At 48.1% G+C, this 19,414-nt stretch carries 22 protein-coding genes; 15 read left to right on the forward strand and 7 right to left on the reverse strand.

Features of this window, described 5'->3' with window-relative positions; translation table 11 throughout:
* Positions 1 to 3 precede the first annotated feature (3 nt).
* From NSQ57_RS06275 to NSQ57_RS06300, 6 genes are all read left to right on the forward strand, one after another.
* Positions 4 to 132, forward strand: a complete 129-nt coding sequence (locus tag NSQ57_RS06275) for a paeninodin family lasso peptide (protein ID WP_134902123.1) — start codon at positions 4 to 6, stop codon at positions 130 to 132.
* A 199-nt stretch (positions 133 to 331) separates the two neighbouring features.
* Positions 332 to 1,375, forward strand: a complete 1,044-nt coding sequence (locus NSQ57_RS06280) for a serine kinase (RefSeq protein WP_029516228.1) — start codon at positions 332 to 334, stop codon at positions 1,373 to 1,375.
* The gene (locus NSQ57_RS06285; RefSeq protein WP_029516229.1) at positions 1,362 to 1,664 is read left to right on the forward strand and encodes a lasso peptide biosynthesis PqqD family chaperone; all 303 of its coding nucleotides are present in this window, start codon (positions 1,362 to 1,364) and stop codon (positions 1,662 to 1,664) included. The genes NSQ57_RS06280 and NSQ57_RS06285 overlap by 14 nt, the downstream gene beginning before the upstream one ends.
* Before the next feature lies 1 nt (position 1,665).
* Positions 1,666 to 2,151, forward strand: coding sequence for a lasso peptide biosynthesis B2 protein (locus NSQ57_RS06290; RefSeq protein WP_029516230.1), 486 nt, complete (start codon positions 1,666 to 1,668; stop codon positions 2,149 to 2,151).
* A 28-nt stretch (positions 2,152 to 2,179) separates the two neighbouring features.
* Entirely contained in the window at positions 2,180 to 3,673 is a 1,494-nt protein-coding gene (locus tag NSQ57_RS06295) for a nucleotidyltransferase family protein (RefSeq protein WP_342425795.1), read from the forward strand.
* Between the two features lie 142 nt (positions 3,674 to 3,815).
* Positions 3,816 to 5,669 (forward strand): ABC transporter ATP-binding protein, encoded by a 1,854-nt coding sequence (locus NSQ57_RS06300; protein WP_342425796.1) that lies wholly within the window; start codon positions 3,816 to 3,818, stop codon positions 5,667 to 5,669.
* A 22-nt stretch (positions 5,670 to 5,691) separates the two neighbouring features.
* Here NSQ57_RS06300 and NSQ57_RS06305 read toward each other — a convergent pair whose 3' ends face one another.
* Positions 5,692 to 6,606 carry a Ku protein gene (locus NSQ57_RS06305; RefSeq protein WP_340884684.1) on the reverse strand — a complete coding sequence of 305 codons (915 nt, stop codon included), beginning with the start codon at positions 6,604 to 6,606 and terminating at the stop codon, positions 5,692 to 5,694.
* A 210-nt stretch (positions 6,607 to 6,816) separates the two neighbouring features.
* Between NSQ57_RS06305 and NSQ57_RS06310 the strand changes: the two genes are divergently transcribed.
* Genes NSQ57_RS06310 through NSQ57_RS06320 form a run of 3 tightly spaced genes read left to right on the forward strand, consistent with a single transcriptional unit; the run spans position 6,817 to position 7,459 of the window.
* On the forward strand, positions 6,817 to 7,056 hold the full coding sequence (locus NSQ57_RS06310) for a hypothetical protein (protein ID WP_029516234.1): 240 nt from the start codon (positions 6,817 to 6,819) through the stop codon (positions 7,054 to 7,056).
* A 52-nt stretch (positions 7,057 to 7,108) separates the two neighbouring features.
* Positions 7,109 to 7,288 (forward strand): H-type small acid-soluble spore protein, encoded by a 180-nt coding sequence (locus NSQ57_RS06315; RefSeq protein WP_029516235.1) that lies wholly within the window; start codon positions 7,109 to 7,111, stop codon positions 7,286 to 7,288.
* A 3-nt stretch (positions 7,289 to 7,291) separates the two neighbouring features.
* Positions 7,292 to 7,459, forward strand: coding sequence for a hypothetical protein (locus NSQ57_RS06320; RefSeq protein WP_342425797.1), 168 nt, complete (start codon positions 7,292 to 7,294; stop codon positions 7,457 to 7,459).
* A gap of 375 nt (positions 7,460 to 7,834) precedes the next feature.
* Here the strand turns inward: NSQ57_RS06320 and NSQ57_RS06325 are convergent, their stop codons facing one another.
* From NSQ57_RS06325 to NSQ57_RS06345, 5 genes are all read right to left on the reverse strand, one after another.
* A complete protein-coding gene (locus tag NSQ57_RS06325) occupies positions 7,835 to 8,491 on the reverse strand; it encodes a 3-oxoacid CoA-transferase subunit B (protein ID WP_029516236.1) in 657 nt (218 codons plus the stop codon).
* Complete coding sequence (locus NSQ57_RS06330) at positions 8,488 to 9,153, reverse strand: CoA transferase subunit A (RefSeq protein ID WP_029516237.1); 666 nt, start codon at positions 9,151 to 9,153, stop codon at positions 8,488 to 8,490. The genes NSQ57_RS06325 and NSQ57_RS06330 overlap by 4 nt, the downstream gene beginning before the upstream one ends.
* Positions 9,154 to 9,196: 43 nt before the next feature.
* The gene (locus NSQ57_RS06335; RefSeq protein WP_039269579.1) at positions 9,197 to 9,937 is read right to left on the reverse strand and encodes an acetoacetate decarboxylase; all 741 of its coding nucleotides are present in this window, start codon (positions 9,935 to 9,937) and stop codon (positions 9,197 to 9,199) included.
* Between the two features lie 54 nt (positions 9,938 to 9,991).
* Complete coding sequence (locus NSQ57_RS06340) at positions 9,992 to 11,176, reverse strand: acetyl-CoA C-acetyltransferase (protein WP_342425798.1); 1,185 nt, start codon at positions 11,174 to 11,176, stop codon at positions 9,992 to 9,994.
* A gap of 588 nt (positions 11,177 to 11,764) precedes the next feature.
* The gene (locus tag NSQ57_RS06345) at positions 11,765 to 12,295 is read right to left on the reverse strand and encodes a cysteine hydrolase family protein (RefSeq protein ID WP_342425799.1); all 531 of its coding nucleotides are present in this window, start codon (positions 12,293 to 12,295) and stop codon (positions 11,765 to 11,767) included.
* A gap of 134 nt (positions 12,296 to 12,429) precedes the next feature.
* Here NSQ57_RS06345 and tsaE point away from each other — a divergent pair, with 134 nt between their 5' ends.
* Genes tsaE through tsaD form a run of 4 tightly spaced genes read left to right on the forward strand, consistent with a single transcriptional unit; the run spans position 12,430 to position 15,343 of the window.
* On the forward strand, positions 12,430 to 12,909 hold the full coding sequence (gene tsaE / locus NSQ57_RS06350) for a tRNA (adenosine(37)-N6)-threonylcarbamoyltransferase complex ATPase subunit type 1 TsaE (protein ID WP_342425800.1): 480 nt from the start codon (positions 12,430 to 12,432) through the stop codon (positions 12,907 to 12,909).
* A 3-nt stretch (positions 12,910 to 12,912) separates the two neighbouring features.
* Positions 12,913 to 13,749 carry a tRNA (adenosine(37)-N6)-threonylcarbamoyltransferase complex dimerization subunit type 1 TsaB gene (gene tsaB, locus NSQ57_RS06355; protein ID WP_342425801.1) on the forward strand — a complete coding sequence of 279 codons (837 nt, stop codon included), beginning with the start codon at positions 12,913 to 12,915 and terminating at the stop codon, positions 13,747 to 13,749.
* Between the two features lie 17 nt (positions 13,750 to 13,766).
* Positions 13,767 to 14,282 carry a ribosomal protein S18-alanine N-acetyltransferase gene (rimI, locus tag NSQ57_RS06360; protein WP_029516243.1) on the forward strand — a complete coding sequence of 172 codons (516 nt, stop codon included), beginning with the start codon at positions 13,767 to 13,769 and terminating at the stop codon, positions 14,280 to 14,282.
* Positions 14,279 to 15,343 (forward strand): tRNA (adenosine(37)-N6)-threonylcarbamoyltransferase complex transferase subunit TsaD, encoded by a 1,065-nt coding sequence (gene tsaD, locus NSQ57_RS06365; RefSeq protein ID WP_209949649.1) that lies wholly within the window; start codon positions 14,279 to 14,281, stop codon positions 15,341 to 15,343. Before rimI ends, tsaD begins: the two co-directional genes overlap by 4 nt.
* Positions 15,344 to 15,890: 547 nt before the next feature.
* Here tsaD and NSQ57_RS06370 read toward each other — a convergent pair.
* On the reverse strand, positions 15,891 to 17,855 hold the full coding sequence (locus NSQ57_RS06370) for an ATP-binding cassette domain-containing protein (protein WP_209949684.1): 1,965 nt from the start codon (positions 17,853 to 17,855) through the stop codon (positions 15,891 to 15,893).
* A 270-nt stretch (positions 17,856 to 18,125) separates the two neighbouring features.
* On the opposite strand from NSQ57_RS06370, the gene NSQ57_RS06375 reads away from it, so the two are divergent.
* Positions 18,126 to 18,779 (forward strand): 5-formyltetrahydrofolate cyclo-ligase, encoded by a 654-nt coding sequence (locus tag NSQ57_RS06375; protein ID WP_029516246.1) that lies wholly within the window; start codon positions 18,126 to 18,128, stop codon positions 18,777 to 18,779.
* Positions 18,780 to 18,817: 38 nt separating this feature from the next.
* Entirely contained in the window at positions 18,818 to 19,306 is a 489-nt protein-coding gene (gene moaC / locus NSQ57_RS06380) for a cyclic pyranopterin monophosphate synthase MoaC (protein ID WP_029516247.1), read from the forward strand.
* Positions 19,307 to 19,414: the final 108 nt, after the last annotated feature.

A 19,414-nucleotide genomic window follows, 5' to 3' on the forward strand; every position in this document is an offset into this window, starting at 1 on the left:
GAAATGAGTAAAAAAGAATGGCAGGAACCGACGATAGAGGTGCTGGATATTAGCCAGACCATGGCGGGTAAAGGCTGGAGACAGATTGATTGGGTGTCCGACCACGATGCCGATATCTATAATCCAAGCTAATAGATGGTTATACATGTTATACATGCAGCCAATGTTGGACTGGAAGCCAGACAACTGGGCCGATAACGATTGAATGAACGAAAATAGCATGATCCATTGGACTCGTATTCAATACACAGCCGTCTTTATTTCTTTCGGGTTAGAGGTGTTGCCCAAGAAATAAAGACGGGATTTTTAAAGACAGAGGAGTGAGTCCTACGTGCATGACAGGAGTGCAAATGTCAGTTGGACGAAATATACAGCCTTTGGACTCAGGATTGCGAGTGAGCTGAATCTGCCTGAGCTAATGCTGGCAGCACCAGGAGTGGTAGAGGATGTAGTCATTCGACAGGCTGATTTGACTGCATGGAGTGGTCAGCTGGAGCAGGCCAATTTTGTGATGCTGGATGAGCGATTTATGTTCCGAATACCGGGCACGGCCATTTATGCCGTCAGGGAAGGCAAGGAGATCGAGGTAAGTATATTCTCTGGGGCTGATCCTGACACCGTGCGGCTGTTTGTGCTGGGTACATGCATGGGTGTTCTGCTGATGCAAAGACGAATATTACCTATTCACGGAAGTGCGGTCGTCATCGGGGGGAGGGCCTACGCATTTGTGGGTGAATCGGGTACGGGGAAATCGACATTGGCTGCTGTTTTTAGGCAGGCAGGTTATCAGATGGTTAGTGATGACGTGATTGCTGTAAAAGCTACGGGTTCCTCTGCCATTGTGTATCCAGCTTATCCGCAGCAAAAGCTGGGGCTTGAAAGCTTGCTCCAACTGGAGGCTTTACGGGAGAACAAGCATGTACGCAAAAGAAAGCACATACAGTCCCTAACTGACGACAATTCTGTAATGCCACAATACACAGATCTGCGTACGCTTGCAGGTGAGCTGAATAAATATGCCGTACCCGCCGTAGATGATTTTTATAACGATCCGCTGCCCTTAGGGGGCGTATTCGAGCTGGTGGCAGATTCTCCAACCCGTGCGTTGATGCGCGAAGGGGAGCTAGTGGCGGTTACGGAACAGCCCTTGAACGTTCTGGAGTGCTTGCATACATTACTACAACATACATATCGCAGGGTGATTATTCCGCGAATGGGTTTGAGTGAATGGTCGTTTGATACAGCGGCTAGGATGGCTCGGAAAGTGGAGGGCTGGCGCTTGCTGAGGGATAGTTCCGTCTTTACTGCGTCCGAGGTTGTACAACGGGTACTTGAACTCATTCGTAAGGAGGAAAAGAGTTATGGCAGCCACTAATCCAGCTAAGGATCATTATCGCGTCATTTACAATGAAGAGGTCTACGTCAGTGATATGGACGGAGAAAAAGTGATGATGAGCATTAACACTGGTAAATATTACAATTTAGGCTACACAGGAGGACGAATCTGGGAACTGGCAGAATCCGGTCCTTCACTTGGCGATATCGTAACTGTCCTGACGAACGAATATGAGGTGGACGAGGAACAGTGCAGACAGCAGGTACATACCTTTGTGGCTGAGTTGGAGCGGGAAGGACTGTTAAAGCTTCTACGGGAGCCGGTATAACATGCGGATACAACGGCTTCTTCTCCTGTCTCCAGAAGTCAGAAGATTGTTGCCGGAAGCCTGGCTGGAGCTGGGATGGGCGAGGCTGCGCCAGCGTCGTTCTTTTTGGGATTACTCAAGGGCTTGGGGCATACGTATGGAAGAAACCCCATGGCAGTGTGACGTTGGGCAAGAGAAGTCCATTCAGCAGATTTCACACGCTGTAGAGCTGGCAAGCAGTTATACTCCTTGGCGTAGTAGTTGTCTTGTACAAGCCGCTGCGGCGATGACGTTGCTGGGGCGCAGGAAACTGGACTGCACGCTGTATCTGGGTACAGCCAAAAATGCCGCTGGACGCTTGGCTGCACATGCATGGGTACGTAGCGGACCGATTTATGTTACGGGGAAACGGGAGATGGAAGCATTTACGGTGGTGGGGATATTCGGAAGACGTGCTGTGATGGATACAAATAAGAATATGGAAGATAAAAGTAGTTCTTTACTTTAATGCGATGAGACACGAAGGAGAAGAATGCATGCCCACCAAGTCTGTTTTGGAACTTGCGAATTGGAATGAGGATCAAGAATTAACGTTGTTACTCTCTCTATTGGGGAAGGACGTTATTCATTGGCAGGATACGACTGCTGCTACCCAGCTGCGTGAGATGGATTGGGTCCGCTTTTTACGTCTGACCGAGCACCATCGAGTGGTACCTACGGTGTATCTCCAGCTAAAAACATTGAATCATCCATTCATTCCCGCAGAATTGTTGCGAAACCTTCAGGCGCAATATCATCGAAACACGCTTCGCATGCTCCATCTTCAAGCAGAAGCCGAGCGTCTGACCAGGCTGCTCATAGCTCATGGAATTCGTGTGCTTATGTTGAAGGGGCCTGCTCTGGCGCAGCAATTATACGGGGATGTTTCTCTGCGTACTTCCAAGGACATAGACTTACTCATTGCCCCTGACGATATGGATGAGGCTGAGCATTGGATGCAGGAAGCTGGATATTCGTCCAAGAGCGGAGAAGTGCGTGTCCTTGGCAGTTGGAAATGGAAGGACCATCATGCATCCTATTTACATCCGCAAAAACGGGTAGAGATAGAGTTGCATTGGCGGCTTCACCCGGATGGGGGTGGGGAACCCTCTTTTAACGAGCTGTGGAACTGCCGGAAAAAGGGCAAAGCTGCAGGAGCCATTCGGCAGGTACCGTTGGGATCTGCCGACAACAGGACTGTGATGACGTCCTGTATGTATACGCTTGGCAGCGAGCATCAATTTCTGTACTTGAGTGCGCATGGTGCGCGTCACGGTTGGTTCAGGCTGCGCTGGCTGGTTGACATCGACAGGCTTGCGATATGTGCTGTCGATTGGGAGGCGCTACTGCCGATGATGCGCCGCTACGGGGGCCTGCCTGCTGGCGGGCAGGCTTGGGCACTCGCCGCTGCGCTGTTGGGTACGCCGATACCGGAGCCGATGCGTCCGGTATCGGCTACCCGGCAGGCGCATAGGCTCGCGCTGAGCGCGCTGGCTTTCATGCAGGCCAGCGTACCCGCACCGTACCTGATCACCCACGGGTCGGGTACAGGTAGGCTTGCTCCATCAGAGCTGCTGCACAGCAGAGCATTGGCAGAGCAAGCGGTGGCCGCCCCTCCAGGTGGCGGTCCTTCAGTATGCAGTACCTCTGGCGAAGCAGCCATGCTTGCCACCCGTGGCGTTACTAGCATCACGGAAGATGCCAGTAACGACGATCATAGCCCGATGAGCACCGCTACCAGTTGTGCCCCGATGACTCCAGCTGCTGCCTCCAGCCAAGTCATGACCAAAAACAGGGCTGTCTATCAGCCGGTCAGCCGCACTTACTTGCTTTCCTTAAAAGAGCCAAGACACAGACTATGGTATCTCATCAGCCGTTTGTTTCCTTCTACGGGCGATTCGAGCGTTTTTCCATTGCCTCGTCAGCTGCATTTTTTGTATATCCCTTTACGTCCATTTCTCTGGCTGAAGCGGCGATTTTCAAAGCACTGACTCGATAGAGGATTTTGTGAAAATCCAATAAGCGGCTTTTAATGAACAATATATAGATCGAAATGGTCTAGTTCGTCTATATATTGCACTTTGGAGCGATTGGGATCGAATTTTGCAAAGTCCTGAATAAGGAGTGTGCATTATGGTTCACCTGCGATTATATATGACAAAGCTGTATAGCGTGAACGGCGGTGCGTTATTTCTCAATATTGGGTGTATGATCATTGTCAGTCTACTGGAGGGTTTTGGCATTTATATGCTTGTTCCTATGCTGGCGGCCATCGGCGTATTTGTCGGTCATTCAGGGATGCCATTTCTGTCTGATGGATTGGATCATTTTTTGCCGTTCGTTCCTAAAAGCTGGCTATTGCCGGGGATGTTGATGGTTTTTGTAGTGCTGCTTACAGGGCAGGCTTTGCTTCAGCGTTACCAATCCATCCTGAATTCGCGGATTCAGCAGCGTTTTATGCGTTCTCTTCGAATAGACGTGTACACTTCCTTTATGAAGGCGCAGTGGGCCTTTTATTTGCGTCAGCGTAAATCTGATTTTAGCCATGTGATGACGACCGAGCTGGCGCGTGTCAGTCAGGGAACGAATTTGCTTCTTCAACTGACTACAGCCGTCATGTTTACGCTGATCCAGATTGCGCTGGCTTTTTGGTTATCCCCCTCTTTAACCGGACTGGTATTTCTGAGTGGATTGGGGCTGTTTGTCGTGTTCCGCCGCTCCATTCGAAATGCCAAACAATTAGGTGATCGTACGACTGAACTGTCACAGGTTTATTTTGCTGGAATTACGGATCACATGAACGGTATGAAAGATATAAAAAGCAATCTGTTGGAAGCGGCGAATATCCATTGGTTTCGCTCCCTGACGCAACGCATGGAGGATAATACGACTCAATTTGTCCGGCAAAATGCGACCACACAGTTTTTTCATCGTGCAGTGGCAGCTGTTTTTGTCGCTTGCGTCATATTTATATCGCTGCAGTGGCTGCATGTTACACCTGAAAAACTGATTGTGCTGATTCTTATATTTTCCCGCTTATGGCCTCGATTTGCTCTTATTCAAGCGAGTCTGGAATACATCATGTCTATGATCTCCGCTTTTGAAAGTGTCACCAAGGTGCAACAAGAGTGCGAAGCTTTCACAGATCCGTCATTGATTGCACTTGCATCCTCTGAGACTCGCGTTCCATCCGCGGTGGTCAATCTATCATCTGCATCTGAACGGCAACCCCTGTCCCTTCGTCATGGGATTGAATGCAGCCATCTGGATTATCGCTACGAGGGTGCAGCAGAGCCTGCACTGCGTCATATTAATTTGTTCATACCCGCCCGGGAAATGACAGCCATTGTAGGGAAATCAGGAGCGGGTAAAAGTACAATGGTCGATGTCCTGATGGGTTTTTTACGTCCAACTGGGGGGCAGATTACAATAGACGGGCTTGTTCTGGGCGACGAATTATTGCCCCAGTGGCGGCAGTCGTTTGGCTACGTGTCACAAGATCCATTTTTATTTCATGCGACTGTCCGCGAAAATTTGATGCTAGCGGATAAGGATGCTAGTGAGCAGCAGCTATGGGAGGCGTTACATTTTGCAGCAGCAGACAACTTTGTATCCAGACTGCCCGAAGGGCTGAACACGATCATTGGGGATCGCGGGATTCGTCTGTCTGGAGGAGAACGTCAACGGCTAGTATTAGCACGGGCTATCTTGCATCATCCTCCGGTACTTATACTAGATGAAGCGACAAGTGCGCTGGATGGTGAACATGAAGCCGCAATTCAGGCAGCACTGGAACGGATGAAAGGTCAAATGACGTTGATCGTCATTGCTCACCGCCTGTCAACCATCAGACATGCGGATCAAATTGTCGTACTGGATCAAGGCGAGGTCATACAGCAGGGGAACTACCGCCAACTGGAACAAGAGGAGCGGGGGGCGTTCAGTCAGCTACTATCGTATCAAAGCAGTGTCACCGCCACCCCTTAACCAGACTTTTTTGTAACTCAGCTTAAGTTTCTTTACGTTTGGCAGTGCTTCTTTTCTTTTTGACTGGAGTCGGAGAGAGGTTGTCGCCTGCCACCGCCTGCTGTGCTGTTGGGGCTGCTGGTTTACGCGCAGGGCGTTTTTTCGCAGAAGGGCCGGGATCGGTAACGACAGGTTGCACTGCCTCGATGCTGGCCTGAAGGGCGGCCATTAAATCTACTACATTGGTCTGAGGCTGTGTTGGGGCGATTCGCACCTCTTCACCAGCAACTTTATGCTGAATGAGATCCAGCAGACGCTCGCGGTACTGATCCGTATACTTGGCTGCATCAAAAGGTGTAGATAGCTGCTCAATCAGCATTTTGGCCATGGTCAGCTCCTTCTCTTTAACCTCTTCCTGCCCCGGTAAGTTAGGAACTTGAGCAATGGGACGAATTTCATCGGGGTAAAACATCGTCTCCACCGCCAAACATTCATCCAACACCCGAATCGCCGCCAAGCTGCTTTTAGAGCGGATGGAGATTTGGGCAATCCCGATTTTCCCGGTATCCTTCATTGCATTCATGAGCAGCTTATACGCATTGGAGCCGGCCTGATCCGGGGATAAATAATACGTTTTCTGAAAGTAAATCGGATCAATTTCCTGCAAATCAACAAAATCCAAAATCACGATATTTTTATCCGCTTGTCCGCTAACTTGCTCCAGTTCCTCCTTGTCGAACATGACAAATTTTCCTTTTTCATATTCGTAGCCTTTTCCAATTTCCTCCCATTCGACCTCCTTGTCACAAACGGGACACTTTCGTACATAGCTAAGTGGGCTTCCACACTCCTTGTGAATGTAACGCATGGAAATGTCCTTATCCTCCGTAGCTGAAAACATTTTAACGGGCACATGAACCAGCCCGAAGCTGATCGCGCCTTTCCAGACCGTATGCATACCGCCAGTCCTCCTTCTCTTTAATCCGCATTTTGCATCCTTCGATTCCGGGCACCCCGGGATATGAGCATATGATTTTCACTTAGTATGCTTCGTATAAGTGATTGTATGAGGTGTAGATGAAGACTGCGAATTGCTGCCGCTTGCGCATGGTTACAGCAATTTTGGTACATAGTAAGGCATATCCGATTCAAAGGGGGTACGCAATTTATGTCCGGAAAATCCTATCCTCGGCAGATCAGTCATCGTGTGGGTCAAAGCCATATCGCCTTTCGGGGTCCCGCCGCAGGCGAACAAGATGCATTGCCGCCCGAGTTTGCCCTTTCACATGGAACTCAGCCGCCTTTTCCCGTTGCTGTGGCTCATGTGGATTTAGAGGCTGTAGTTTCAACCTCGCCTTCCCATAGCTTTCCTTCATTGGACGTTGAACGACTTATAGATGAAGACTAGGTGACCTACATTTCTAAATTAATGCACCAACATTCAGCAGGAGGAGAACAGCATGAACGTGGAACGAGCAAAAGCCATTTATGATTCATCTGAGAATATTGCCGTACAATTGGATGGCAAACCGATTTGGATTGAGCATGTGGATGAAGCAAACGGTATGGCTACCGTACAGGTGGGCAGCAACCCCGGCAATACTCAAACCGTCCGTGTGGATCGTCTGGAAGAGCGGTAGGAGATGGGAACCAAACATCTGGTCATTATCCATGGCCGTGACAAAAAGCCCAGATGCGACGAAATGCTTCGTCTTATTAAAAAAGCACTGATCGCAGGATTTCGTCGAGTAAACGAGGAAGCGGCACAAAAACTGGAGCAAGAGCAGATTTTACTGACATTTAACGGTTGAAGATGATTTCCATCTGATGCTGAATCGAAATTTAATAGAAAGTATTGATGATCAGCCGCTTATTCAGACATTCTGGAAAGATAGTCACACTGGGCGTGCCAATCCCCACAACTTATTTGCTTATCTTAACCATACGAAGGTGGCTGAGCAGTAGGGGATTGGATTTTACGCTCATAAAAGGCGCATTTTATTTGCACAGCTGTAGGCTTTCATCGCAGATACTGCTTGAAAGGTCCCGCTCCAACAAAAAAAGGCTCGCAATTGCTCAATGAGCAATTAGCGAACCTTTTTTTGTAATAACAAGTGCAGTCGTAGGGACGAGTTAAATGCCAGACAAGTTAATTTGAAGATGCAGCTGGTTCCTTTCTATGACCTTCACACTGCAATGGCCCTCAAATGTGGTGAAACTATCAGTTTAGCCTCTGTTGCTAATTGAACGTCTTCCACCGTCAAACCCGGAGCAATTTCTTTTAGCATCAGCCCTTTACCCGGAATAACATCAATGACAGCCTTTTCGGTTACTATGGTCTTTACAACATTTACAGCAGTCAAGGGCAGCTTGCATTGTTCCAGTATTTTCGGTGCGCCATTTTTGTTCACATGCTCCATGGCTACAATCACTCTCTTGGCTCCAACTACCAAATCCATGGCTCCCCCCATACCCGGCACCTTTTTCCCAGGGATCATCCAGCTTGCAAGGTTGCCTTTCTCGTCGACCTCCAGGGCGCCCAGCACGGTGATATCCACATGCCCTCCGCGGATGATGGAAAATGAAAGTGCACTGTCAAAAAAGCATGCTCCTTCCATGGTTGTAACGTAGTTTCCGCCTGAATCGATACAATCGAGCCTTTCTTTTCCCTGAGCCGCTTTGGGGCCTACACCGAGGATTCCGTTCTCAGCCTGCAGCATAATATGAATGTCCTCGGGGATATAGTCCACTACCATTGTAGGCAATCCGACACCAAGGTTGACAACTTCACCACTTTTGAATTCCTGGGCTATTCTTCGAGCAATGAATTCTCTGTTATTCATGCGTTTTCACCCACCTTTACAATTGCGTCGACAAATATTCCGGGAACGTTGACATGATTGGGATCAATTTCACCCGTCTTTACGTATTCGTCTACCTGAGCAACTACATACTCTGCCGCTGTAGCCATAACCATATTGAAGTTACGTGAAGAGCCGTTGATGACAAGATTCCCCGCTTCATCAGCCTTATGGGCTCTGATTAACGCCACATCCGCTTTGAGCGGGAGTTCGAGCAAATATTCCCTTTCATCAATTTTGATTTTCTTTTTTCCTTCCTCTACAACGGTGCCTACACCTACAGGTGTTAAAACCCCGCCCAAACCGGCTCCTCCTGCGCGTATTTTTTCAGCGAGCGTGCCTTGCGGGAAGAGTTGGACCTCAGCTTCTTTCGTCATCAGGAGCCTTCCCGTTTCCGGATTGGAGCCGATATAGGATGCAAAAATTCGCTTTACTCTGCCGCTTTTTACAAGCTTATAGATAGATAATTCTGGTGTGCCTGTGTCGTTGGAAACAATCGCAAGATTGCTGGCGGGATTGGTGTCGACAAGCGCACGAACCAGCTCCTCCGGAAAGCCTCCTGCCAGAAAACCTCCGACCATCACCGTGTCTCCGTCTTTGACCTTCTTAACTGCTTCTTCAGCGGAGATTACTTTGTTATTCATGGTTCCTTCTCCTTATATATATATATTTTTAGGAAAGCAAACTTTATTGAAGATAATCGTAGAGGACTCTTCCATATGGAAGCGTTAAATCAGCAATAAAATGTTTCCCGCCAATATAAGATTTAACCGGCAAATCTGCCACAGGAGCGTTAACATGGGGGATCAGGCTTAATCTGGCAGGCCCTGACCAGGCTCCTTTTACAGTAATGTTCTCAAGATTATACGCTACTAACTGAGCGATTTTGGGGGTACCGTCAACATCAGGAATTAACTTTAAATTAACTTGTGTTTTTGCGATGGCTTTTGCCGTTTCCTTTTCATCAAGAATGTTATATTTGAAAGGCATAGTTCCCGTGGCCACCAGGACGTTGTTATAATGTAATGTACCCGTCAGCGTCTCCGTCTCCTCAACGATCAAGCGAGGCTTTGCCCATTTTTTCGGAAAACCCCAGACTTCGCGTCCCCCCAGAATAGCAGGCGCGTTATCCAAATACATTTGGGCGACAAAATTGCAGGGTTCTCCTTGAAAAGTACACGGAATGACAATACCGCTTTCCTCATAACTTCCTAACCCGGATGAATCGGGCATCTTGATCCATTCATAGGAAACCGTATTGCTTCCATCCGGCTGAAGAGGTTCCGGGACCGCCTGTCTAATCGCAGCGGGATCGGTCTCATAGGTAATGATAAAAAATTCCCGGTTGATGAAGCGGTATGGCGGGCGCCCGTAGCTGCCGCTAGCCGCAGGCATGGATTGGAGTGAAAGTACATCTTTTTGATTCATAACGGTCTCCCTTCCCTTTAACAGATATTCTAAAATTCATCTTGAATACGCACTTTAAATGAGCGCATTTTCAACCAGCATCGCTATGCCCATTCCTGTTCCGATGCATAACGAGGCGATGCCGTAACGTGAAGATCTTCGCACCATTTCATGAACCAACGTAGCCAATATCCTAGCACCACTGGCCCCGACAGGATGCCCGATCGCGATCGCGCCCCCATTGACATTCACTTTGTCCAGACTGACCCCTAGCTCCTTCACTACCGCTAATGCTTGTGAGGCAAACGCTTCATTAATTTCAAAAAGATCAATGGCATCGATGGATATACCTTGCTGCTTCAGAAGTGTCGAAATGGCTTTCACTGGCCCCATTCCCATATATGCAGGGTCAACGCCAACAAGGGAATAACCCTTGATATATGCCATTGGCTTTAATGCATGTTCTTTGCATTTGTCTTCCGACACCACAAGTACGGCCGCCGCGCCATCATTGATTCCCGAAGCATTCCCGGCGGTAACCGTTCCGTTCTCCTTAAACGCAGGTTTTAATTGAGAAAGTTTTTCTTTCGTTGTATTTCCTCTTATGTGTTCATCCTCTGTGAAAGAAATAGTTTCTTTTTTGTTTTTGATCATGACTGGAACAATCTGCTCTTCAAAAAGCTTCTTGTTTTTTGCTTCTACGGCCTTTATCTGGCTTTGATAGGCAAATTCGTCCTGCTCCATTCTTGAAATTCCATATTTATCGGCAACATTTTCTGCGGTAATTCCCATATGGTAATGGTTGATCGGGCATGTAAGGCCGTCGGCCACCAGGGAGTCTACCAACTCACCGTTACCAAGTTTGTAGCCGTTTCTTGCATTTCTTAGCAGGTAAGGGGCATTCGACATGCTCTCCATGCCTCCGGCCAAGACGATGTTGCCTTGTTCAGCCAATATTGAATTGTAAGCTAAAGCAACGGCATGAAGTCCTGAACCGCAAACCGTGTTTATCGTTGTTTCGGGTACATCAATAGGGATACCGGCTTTTAATGCCGCCTGTCTGGCAGGATTTTGTCCATTGCCCGCCTGAAGAACATTTCCCAAATAAATCTGATCAATCAAAGAAGGCTCTAATTTACTTTGCTGAAGGCATGCTGTCATCACGGTTGCTCCCAGTTCGGAAGCGCTTAGAGGCGCAAGGGTTTTGTTAAAAGAGCCGACCGCTGTTCTTAACGGGCTTACTAAAGCTACTTTTTTCATTAAAAACTCACATTCCTTTCGCTGTGTTAAAACACAATACATCCATGATTGCACTTCAATTGGTAATTTCCGCTCTTAACCTACGAGACGCAGCGATTGCAAGATATATTTGCATGCGGGCATATCATGGTGCCTAAGACAGTAAATGTGACGGTTCGATCGCCTTCTCCCATTGGAAATTAAAACCAGTTTTATCATAGTTCTAATGCAGATTTTGCTCAATGTCCAAATATTTACACATATCTATGTACAGATGTTTATAGGGTCATATAGGCCACAATAATTAGGCCATTCTAACGTTTTCTGTTATTTTCTTGTTTTTTCTGAAAATCATGATCATAAATTGAATTTTATGTTAAAAATGAAAGTTACAATCCATACGTAAAAAAGTTTTCCTCGCAAATATCATCTAACTCAGCTGGAAAATAAAAAAAGCCTACAGAATTTTCTGAAGGCGGCTTTGTTTCTGACCAATCTGGTCTTGAAAAAGCTAGGCAGATTGCCAATCCAATTGAATACATTTGGAATTCCAATAAAAATGATGACGTCTTTGCGAGATAGTGAAAACTTGTGAATTGGATCAATAACTCACGAAAAATGTACATCTGCTGTCGCGAGTAAACGCACAAAACGATTGCCAAGCATCTCATTATGATGAGCTACAATTTGTTCACTGCTCAGCACCTTGCTATCAAATGTACTATGCGCATCCAATACGAGCACGTTGTTCTGGTATCCCAGACTATAGGCGCTTCGGCAAGTCGTGTCGAGGCAAAACTCGGTCTGCATCCCCGCGATTACGAGCTGATCGGCCCCCAGTTCCTTCAGCACATGGCCCAATTCGGTTTGGTAGAAGCTGTCCCAGGATGATTTACGGACAATTCGTTCATGAGGAAGAGGGCGCACCACATCGGCGATGGCCCAGCCTACACTGTTTTCCCGGAAATCCTCATCCGCTTCATCGGTATGCTGTACAAAAATCACGGGTGTACCTGTAGCTCTGGCTTTGTCCAAAAGCTGCTGCAAATGCGCTACAACTTCCTGCTCACGATACAGCTTCTCATCATACATGAACATCGCCTGCTGAACATCAATCAAGAGTAAAACGGTTTGTCCCATCGTTTCGATCCCTCCCTGTGTGTATCATCTAACTTACAATAGCATGTCTTCATGCCTTGCGGCGACATAAGGTGAACTATATAATAAAGAACAAGTTGGAACGGTCCGATTCGGACGAAAGGTGATTAAAATATATGACAATTTCGCAGGAACAGTTTACGTTCCGTTCTGTCTCAGAGGCACAGACCGGGGCATTGGCAGGTTTTTTGGCAGCCAAAGCGGTTCCCGGAACAGTGATTGTGCTGGATGGAGATCTGGGGGCGGGCAAAACTGCTTTTTCCAAGGCTTTTGCCAGCCATTTAGGTGTGCCGGGTATCGTAAATAGTCCAACCTTTACCCTCATTAAGGAGTACGAGGGCCGATTGCCTTTGTATCATATGGATGTGTACCGGATTTCCCAGGATGAGGCGGAGGATCTCGGGCTGGACGAATATTTTTACGGGACAGGAGTATGTCTGGTGGAATGGGGTAGTATTATACCGGATATATTGCCGGAGCAGCGGCTTCATATGTATATAGAAACAACGGATGTGAGGGAGCGCTTGATTCACCTGACCGGGTACGGCGAGCCTTATGAACAATGGTGCCGCAGTTTGCGGGAGAATGGAGTTTGAACCATGCAAAGAGAGCATACAGATGTAAATGTAAAGCCGCGTGAGCGGTTTTTGACGTTAGATACAGCGACGACCGTGATGGCGGCCGCTCTGATGAACGGAAGAGAATTGCTGGGAGAAAGCAACGTCTATGGCGAACGTAATCACTCCGTGCATGTGATTACCGAGCTGGAACGACTGCTGAATGAAGAAGGGCTGACACGAGATGATGTAGATGGTATTGCAGTTGGTGTTGGACCGGGGTCTTATACCGGTATCCGGATTGCGGTGACTGCAGCCAAAACACTCGCTTGGGCCTGGGGTATCCCGGTGACGTCCATATCGACTTTGCACGCTTTGGCGTGGGGTGGTTGGAATCGCGGCATCGAGATGAAGGGACAAGAAGATAAAAATGAGTCTGTGCATAACGGTTCGTCCGGAGCGCAGGCAGCAGACTGGATTGTGCCTGTGCTGGATGCGCGCCGTGGTCAGGTTTACACGGGGCTGTTCGCCGTGAATACAGTTGACGACGTCGAGAGTCCGCAACGGCTGGAGCCAGATGCAATTCGCTTAATGACTGCTTGGACCGATGACCTGCTGCAACGGCTGGAGGCTTTGCCCTCTGAAGAGCGTCCTCCAGTCATTTGGCTAGTCGGTGAAACGACGGTTCACGCCGAAACAGCTGAGCGTCTGCGTGCTTGGAGCGAGCTTCATATTGTACCTTATGAGCTGGAAGGAAGATGGGTTGGCCGCCTTGGGGCGGATAAGCTGCTTCGTCAGGAACATGACGAGCTACATACGCTGGTTCCTAATTATACCCAGCTGGCGGAGGCGGAAGCCAATCTGCTTCGTCAGCGCTGAAGAGAGCGGTGAACAACATGGCAAAGAACATACAGCGGGAAGAGAAACTTGAGTTTCGCTTGATGCAACTGGATGATATTCCCGATGTGCTGGAGATTGAGCATGAAGCGTTCACGCTACCGTGGACGGAGGAAGCATTCCGCAATGAGCTGACGATGAATCATTTCGCTAAATATATGATTATGGAACTAGACGGACAAGCCATTGGTTACGCAGGCATGTGGACGATTATGGATGAGGCCCATATTACGAATATTGCGATTCGTGAGGCTTATCGCGGACGCAAGCTTGGAGACAAGCTGTTGAATGAGCTGATGCAGACCGCCTCTTATTTAGGGATGGAACGTATGACGCTAGAGGTGCGGGTAACGAACCGGATCGCTCAGGGCTTGTATGAGAAAAAAGGCTTTAAGCCCGCGGGTGTGCGCAAAGGCTATTATTCGGATAATAACGAGGATGCCGTGATCATGTGGGCGGATCTTCCCGCGCATGGGGCATCCGGTGAACAGGAAGGAAGCGTGCAGAAGCAATGACGCAAGAGGAAAAAGCAGGTACAGGCTCCGCCTCCAGCGAGCCTTGCTATATACTGGCAGTGGAAACGAGTTGTGATGAAACGGCTGTTTCTGTCGTGAAAAATGGCACAGAGGTGCTCTCGAATTTGATTTCCAGTCAGATTGAAACACACAAAGCCTTTGGTGGTGTTGTGCCAGAGGTGGCTTCACGCAAACATGTGGAGAGCATCACCTATATGCTGGACGAGGCCATGCAAACATCAGGAATTACTCCTCGTGAGATTTCGGCGGTTGCCGTGACACAAGGACCAGGACTGGTTGGCGCATTGTTGGTTGGTATTGTCGCTGCCAAGAGTGCTGCCTTGGCGTTTGGCAAGCCATTAATCGGGACGCATCATATCGCGGGACATATTTATGCCAATCAGTTGGAGCATGATATCGTGTATCCGTGCATTGCTCTCGTTGTGTCAGGAGGACATACAGAGTTAGTGCTGATGGAGTCCGAAGGTCATTTTCAACTCATTGGTCGTACAAGAGATGATGCGGTTGGGGAAGCCTACGACAAAGTAGCGAGAGCCATTGGATTTCCGTATCCCGGCGGTCCGCATGTGGATCGTGTGGCTCATGAATCGGAGGAAGTGGTTACTTTGCCGCGTGCATGGCTGGAGCCAGATTCTTATGATTTTAGCTTTAGTGGTTTGAAATCGGCGGTGCTGAATGTAATTAACCAGACGAAAATGCGCGGAGAAACCGTTCATGTCGGAGCGATCGCAAGAGGCTTTCAAGAGTCGGTCGTCGAGGTGCTGGTGGAAAAGGCGATTCGTGCCATGCGTGAATACGGTGCGAAGCAGCTCCTGCTTTGTGGCGGTGTGGCAGCTAATCGCGGACTGCGTACAGCATTGCGGGAGCGCTGTGAGCGCGAAGGAATCGATCTGCTTGTACCATCGATGAAATATTGCACAGATAATGCAGCGATGATCGGCGCTGCGGCCTACGCCAAATGGAAGCGCGGGGAATTTACCTCATTGGATATGAAGGCTGATCCAGGGCTGTCTCTGGAAGAATGGTCTGTCCAAACTTAATTGAAGAAGAATGAGCAAGACATGGCACAGTTGAGCCGTGTCTTTTTTGTTCCGCACCATAACGATCATAAAAATATAAATTCAAGAGGATAAAATACAGGAGTTTGAGCAAAAGAATGGCAGCATCTCATTCCCTCGCATGATTCGTCACAATGGTTCACGATTTTTCATAATCCATCAAAAAAATCTGGAATTTTGATATTGCCCGAATAATGATGTGATTTGTCAAGTTGTGAACAAAGTTATCCACATATACCGTTTCGAATGTGGATAACCCAGCCCGAAGCAAGCAGGCTAAGACTTTTTGGAGATAGCAAGTTGGGGGATATGTAACACCTTTAGTTCTTGTAAAATCTGTGGATAATGTGGATAAAAGGGTGGATAAATTTGGTTTTCATTTGAAAACGGCTCTTTATCAATAAAAAAATGGCCTAAAAGGCCATTTTTCAATCTCATTCATACACATAAGCTGTGGATAATCTTGTGTACAAAAATATAGAAGAGGAAAATGTGAAATTTTTAAGGCTAAGATTTTATGCAGTAGTGTTTATTCTTCTAACAGCTCTTCCCAAGAGGTATAGGTTTCAGTCAATTCCTGTTTACGGGTGTCGAGCTGTGCCTGAATATTCTGAAGCGCTGTGTAATCCTGATAAATCTCAGGTAGGGTCATTTGTTCCTCCAGCCCTAAAATTTGTTCTTCCAGCGTTTTGATCTGGTTTTCCAATGCCTCCAGCTTGCGTTGACGGCTACGTTCCTCGCTTTTGGCTTGTTTGTCTGCAGCATAGGTGGCTGCGCGTGATTTGGATGTGGTCTCGTCTGTCACGGATGCAGAGGTAGCCGATGTTTTGCCGCGTGCGGCCTGATTTGCCTCCAAAGCTTCCTGCGCAATTTCCTCCAATTCCTGCTTTTTGGCTACATAGTCATCATAATTCCCCAGGAAATGTTCTATCCCTCCAGGATGAAGCTCGATGACACGTTCCGCCATTTTGTTCAGGAAATAACGGTCATGGGAAATGAACAACAGTGTACCGTCATAGTCCATCAAAGCCGCTTCCAGCACTTCCTTGCTAAACAGATCCAGATGGTTGGTAGGCTCATCTAGAATTAACACGTTGGCTTCGCGCAGCATGAGCTTGGCCAGAGAAACGCGGGCTTTTTCCCCTCCGCTTAATGCAGCTACCTTTTTTAGTACATCGTCACCGCTAAACAGGAAATTACCCAGCACTGTACGAATACGTGCTTCTTCCATATGAGGATACTCGCTCCACAACTCCTCCAGTACGGTATTGGCAGGGTTCAGGTTCGTCTGCTCCTGGTCATACAGACCGATTTTGATTTTCGTGCCCCAGTGGATGGAGCCCGCAGCAGGTTTAAGTGATCCGGTCAGACATTTGAGCAACGTCGATTTTCCGATCCCGTTCGGACCAATCAGTGCCACGGTATCTCCACGTTTTAAGTCGAACGATGCGTGCTGGAATAAAGGCTTTTTCCCTTCATATCCCACAGAGAGGTCACGGACCTCCAGTACTTCCTTACCTGACATATGGGCTGTTTCAAAGGAAAAATGAGCCTTTTTCAAGTCTCCCATCGGTCGATCCATACGCTCCATTTTATCTAACTGCTTGCGCCGACTTTGAGCGCGTTTGGTCGTGGAAGCCCGCACAATATTACGTTGTACGAATGCTTCTAAACGGGCAATTTCTCCTTGCTGCTTTTCGTAATGCTTCAGATTCGTTTCGTACTCGGCAGCTTTCAACTCCATGTAGCGGCTGTAGTTGCCTGTATATCGGGTAGAACGATGGCGTTCGATTTCAATAATCGTCGTTACCAGTCGGTCCAGAAAATAACGGTCATGTGATACAACCAGCAGAGAACCGGAGTAGCCGCGCAAATAGTCCTCCAACCAGGTTAGTGTTTGAATATCCAGATAGTTGGTAGGCTCATCAAGCATGAGGACATCTGGGGCGAGCAGTAGGATGCGCGCTAGCGCAAGCCGAGTTTTCTGTCCTCCGCTCAAGGTAGCTACAGGCGTTTCAGGTGCAAATGAGCCAAAGCCCATGCCGTGCAGCACGCTGCGAATACGGGTCTCCATTTCATAACCACCGTGATCCTTGAACCAGTCTGAACGACGTGCATAGCGTTCCAGCAGATCTGCGTAGCGTTTTTCGTTTTGAGCATTGGCCAGGTCAGCGATGTCCTGTTCCATTTGCCGCAGTTCCCGTTCCGCTTCAATCAGGGGAGTGAACACCAGCATCATTTCCCCCCAGATAGAACGGTCAGAATTCAAGCCGCTGTTTTGCGCCAGATAACCGATGCTGGTCTCCTTTGCCTTGAAAATTTGTCCACTGTCATAGGATATTTCACCAGCAATGATTTTGAGCAGGGTCGATTTGCCTGCACCGTTCACACCTACGAGTCCAATACGTTCACGTTCCAATATTTGAAGGTTAATCCCGTCCAGAACGGGCTCAATTCCATAAGATTTAGTAATTCCGGTTACTTGCAATAGCATAGCGTATCGTTCCTCCATTACATTTTGCACAGTTCTACCTGCTTTTTTCGCAGGTACCTTCCTTCCAGTTTACATGAAATTACCCACTATTGCACTGCTTTCACCCTGTAAACCCTTGAGCCGCGTGTAGTCAATTTGTATAAACAATGATAAACTTAAGCGAGAAGTGAAAAAGAATGAAAAAAACTTGCAACGTACAGCACTTACTGACAAATGGGACAATAGCAACGTATTAAAGATTATCGACGATTGTGCGGGAGGGCGGATGTGATGGATGTCTGTAATGTGAAGAACGCGCTGCGTTTGCAGCAACGGGAGGCGCGTGACTCCATGGACCCGCTGACAAGGCAGAAGGCATCGGCTGTGGCCTGTCGGCATGCAATCGAGGCATGGGAGCAGCTTAGAATAGACAGAAACGGAGATAAGCTAACCTTATTTAGTTATCTCTCTTTTGGCAGCGAGATTTCGACGACTCCCCTCATTGAGCATTGCTGGTCACAGGGAGATCGTGTCCTGGCTCCAAGAGTGGATTCGGTAACTCGGACGATGGAGCTGAGGGAGATGGATCAGAACGGAGATATTGTACCCGGCGTCTGGAACATCCCTGAGCCTGCTTTGACATGCAAGGAATGGTCGCCTGAAATGTGGACGGGAATTGACTGGGTTGTTGTGCCTGGCTTGGCCTTTGATCGTCGAGGGGGCAGGATTGGCTACGGCGGAGGCTATTATGACCGCTTTACCGTACAGGTAGAGGCAGAGAAGCGTAACAACAGCCACGTAGGTCCGCTGTATGTCTCGCTGCTACTGCCGGGACAATTGCTCACACAGGTGCCTATGGAGCCAAGGGATTTGCGAGTGGACGTGCTGTTTACTCTGGATGGACGCTTAGATTGTGATTATGCAAAATTGACAAATGATGAATGAAGTAAAGTTGGGTATGTGAAAGGAGCTGTGAGGGAGTCGTGGATTCCTTTACTCATTTTAACGAACAGGGACGTGCTCGTATGGTAGATATTTCGGGTAAAACGTCTACGGTTCGTACAGCAGTTGCCGTGACTCAGATTACGATGAATCCGGCTACATTGACGGCTGTAAAAGAAGGAAGAATCGGCAAGGGTGATGTTCTTGCTGTGGCCCAGGTCGCAGGGATTCAAGGCGCGAAAAAAACGTCAGACTGGATACCGATGTGTCATCCACTGGCTCTGACAGGCGTGAACATTACTTTTTCCGATAATGGACATGATGTGCTTCATATTGAAGTTGAAGTGAAGACCGAAGGTAAGACAGGTGTAGAAATGGAAGCTTTGACAGCGGCTTCAGCCGCAGCGTTAACCGTGTATGATATGTGCAAGGCGCTGCAAAAAGATATGATCATCGGCCCTACCATGCTGCAATCCAAAACAGGTGGCAAGCATGGGGATTTTCAACGGGAGGACCACCGGGAACCTTGACATAGATAAACATTGTCGCCGAGAGGGTACTGTGATGTGATGCAGGATGCAGCGTGGCTGTTTCTGATTTTCAGAAGAGAAAGTATTCTTTCATGATAGGAGAAGGGT

The organism is Paenibacillus sp. FSL L8-0502, assembly GCF_038593055.1.
In the GTDB taxonomy this organism is placed as follows: domain Bacteria; phylum Bacillota; class Bacilli; order Paenibacillales; family Paenibacillaceae; genus Paenibacillus; species Paenibacillus polymyxa_D.